Annotated in this window: 3 protein-coding genes; all 3 read left to right on the forward strand. The window is 54.2% G+C overall.

From position 1 onward, the window contains the following. The coding region (gene istA, locus KKH67_07600) for an IS21 family transposase (GenBank protein MBU1319045.1) at nt 1–1,409 on the forward strand (1,409 nt) is incomplete at its 5' end. A gap of 20 nt (nt 1,410–1,429) precedes the next feature. Beyond that, on the forward strand, nt 1,430–2,188 hold the full coding sequence (gene istB / locus KKH67_07605; GenBank protein ID MBU1319046.1) for an IS21-like element helper ATPase IstB: 759 nt from the start codon (nt 1,430–1,432) through the stop codon (nt 2,186–2,188). A 150-nt stretch (nt 2,189–2,338) separates the two neighbouring features. Next, nucleotides 2,339–2,572, forward strand: a 234-nt coding sequence (locus KKH67_07610) for a hypothetical protein (protein MBU1319047.1), incomplete at its 3' end; no start/stop codon positions are given.

Below are 2,572 nucleotides of genomic sequence, written 5' to 3' on the forward strand. Positions count from 1 at the left end.
AGGCGGACCTGAGTTGGCCGCTGCCTGAAGAGATGACCGACAGCGATCTCGATCGGCTTCTTTTCCCGCCGCCACCATCTATCGCCGGCTCACAACGTCCACCGCCGCACTACAAGGGGATTCATCGGGAGCTGAAGCGTAAGGGGGTGACGCTCTTTCTGTTATGGCAGGAATATAAGGAAGTTCACCCGGAAGGGTATCAGTACAGCCGTTTCTGTGATCTCTACCGCGAGTGGGCCGGCAAGCTCGATCTGCCAATGCGTCAGGATCACAAGGCGGGCGAGAAGCTGTTTGTAGATTACGCCGGGCAGACGATGCCGGTAGTCGACCGATCTACCGGCGAGGTAAGAGAAGCTCAGATCTTTGTAGCTGTATCGGGTGCAAGCAATCACACCTACGCTGAAGCTACCTGGACGCAGAGTCTGCCAAACTGGATTGCCTCACACACCCGGGCATTCGCTTTCATGGGCGGCGTCCACGATCTGGTGGTTCCTGACAACCTGCTCAGCGGGGTCTCAAAAGCCTGCCGTTATGAACCGGACATCAATCCGACCTACCATGAGATGGCCCGCCATTACGGCACAGCTGTCATGCCAGCAAGAGTCCGCAAGCCAAAAGACAAAGCGAAAGTTGAGGCGGGTGTTCTGGGAGCGGAGAGGTATATCCTGGCGCGCCTGCGTAACCATACCTTCTTTTCACTGATCGAACTCAACCGTGCCATTGCCGCATTGTTGACTGAGTACAACGAGCAACCTTTCCAGAAGCTGCCCGGCTCGCGTAAGTCGCTGTTTGAGACTCTGGATAAACCGGCACTGAGACCTCTGCCTTCCGAGCGTTACGAGTACGCCGAGTGGAAGAAGGCGACAGTCAACATCGATTACCACGTGGAGGTCAATCGGCATTACTTCAGCGTCCCATACCAGTTGGTCAGACAGAGAGTTGATGTCCGTGTGACTAATACGACAGTTGAGTGTTTCCACAACGGCAAGCGTGTTGCCAGCCACCTTAAGAGCGATCTTGCAGGACGCCACACCACCGTCACCGAACACATGCCGAGGGCTCATCGAGAGTATGCGGAATGGACGCCGGAACGTCTGGTTCGCTGGGCTGCTAAAAGCGGCGGCGCGACAGCCGAGGTGGTCGAGCAGATCCTCTCATCGAGGCCGCATCCTCAGCAGGGGTTTCGCTCCTGTCTGGGGATCATGCGCTTGGGCAAACGATATGGGCAGGATCGCCTCGATGCTGCATGTGCACGCGCTTTAGCGATCAACGCGACCAGTTACAAGAGCATCGAATCTATTCTCAAGAGAGGACTCGACAGAGTGCCGCTCCCACAGCGACAGCTGCAACTGCCGGTTATCGAGCACGCCAATGTAAGGGGGGCGAACTACTATGAGAAACCGGACTAACCGAAAGGAGGAGAGTGTCTATGCTGAAGCAACCGACATTGGAGAAACTGGAGGGCCTGAAACTGACCGGTATGCTCAAGGCTTATACCGAACAGATGGAGATACCGGACTGTGAGGCGCTCGGGTTCGATGAACGATTCGGGCTTCTTCTTGATCGTGAGGCTTGCGAACGAGACAACCGTCGTCTAACCTATCGTCTCCGGAAGGCGAAACTTCGACTGGCCGCTTGTATCGAAGATATTGACTATCGTCATCCGCGCGGACTCGACAAGTCGGTCATGCTGCAGCTAGCGAGTTGTGGGTGGATGCGGACTTACGACAACTGTATCATCACAGGACCGACCGGAGCCGGCAAGACCTATCTTGCCTGTGCGCTCGGCCAGAAAGCGTGCCGTGAAGATCACTCGGTACTGTACATGCGTGTGCCGCGTCTGTTCAGGGATCTGGCTGTGGCGAGAGGTGACGGACGATACACCAAAATGCTTGCAGCTTTTGCCAGAGTCGACCTGATGATACTTGATGATTGGGGGACCACACGCCTGACAGACGAACAGAGAAGAGATATCTTTGAGATACTCGAAGATCGTTATGACAGGAAATCGACTCTTGTCGCTGCTCAATTACCTGTCAAACACTGGCACGAAACCATCGGCGATCCGACACTGGCTGATGCCATTCTCGATAGGATCGTTCACAATGCTCACAAGATAAGTCTGAAAGGAGAATCGATGAGGAGGAAGAAAAAGCGCTTGACTAAGAGAGAAGGTGAAGGTAGATAGCTTTCAGGCCCGCGTCGCTCTGCTCCGATGGGGTGGCGCCTTCGTTCGGAATCAACCGGCGCATTCCGCCGGAATCACATGGCGCATTCACCGGAATAGGCACTATTATCACAAGATGTTTCCAAACTTGAAAATATGCGAGGTTCCGTTGTGGATCTCAAGATGTCGGTACTGCGTGTAGCAATGAAGGCACTAGAGACTAAGAACGTGGATCTATTATGGCGAGAGTGTTTCCCGTGCATCGCGAACGCATTGCTGGCTGAAGAAGCAGAGTTCCTCATACGAATGGATATGCTCTATTCCGATTTCAGAAAGCCATATTACACTGATATCCTTCTGAAGCGAGGGCCGTACACCGGACGCGATACATCAGGTGGACTGTCA

The organism is Candidatus Zixiibacteriota bacterium (genome assembly GCA_018820315.1).
Lineage (GTDB): Bacteria > Zixibacteria > MSB-5A5 > JAABVY01 > JAHJOQ01 > JAHJOQ01.